Source organism: Streptomyces sp. SP18CS02 (assembly GCF_036322365.1).
Taxonomy (GTDB): Bacteria; Actinomycetota; Actinomycetes; order Streptomycetales; family Streptomycetaceae; genus Streptomyces.
Genome location: NZ_JAQYXC010000223.1, coordinates 1 through 339, shown reverse-complemented (window position 1 = coordinate 339; position 339 = coordinate 1). Strand labels below are relative to the sequence as shown.

Genomic DNA, 339 nt, shown 5'->3' with positions numbered 1-339 from the left:
GTCCTGGAGAAGCTCGGCTTCGTCCGCGAGGGCACCCTCCGCGAGGACTGCGTCGTCAACGGCGAGGTCTCCGACTCCGGGGTGTTCGGCCTCCTCCGCCGCGCGTGGCACCCGGCGGCCGGCCGCTAGGACCGCGACGTGCCCGACATTCGGTCCGCAACCCCCACCGAGGTCACCGTGGGCCGCTTCGGCGACCTCAAGGTCTACGATCGGCCAGCGGGAGCCGTCTCTTCCGCTCGAGAGGAGCTTCGCGTTGCTCTCAGGGTCCGCCTGGAGCGGCAACATTCTCACCGGCGCGCGGGTGCTGTCGCTTCTCGTGAACATCGAACACGCCGGCGG

Annotated in this window: 1 protein-coding gene; it reads left to right on the top strand. The window is 70.5% G+C overall.

Annotated features, from left to right (window positions below):
* The coding region (locus tag PUR26_RS02255; RefSeq protein WP_329868609.1) for a GNAT family N-acetyltransferase at nt 1-129 on the top strand (129 nt) is incomplete at its 5' end.
* Nucleotides 130-339 lie beyond the last annotated feature (210 nt).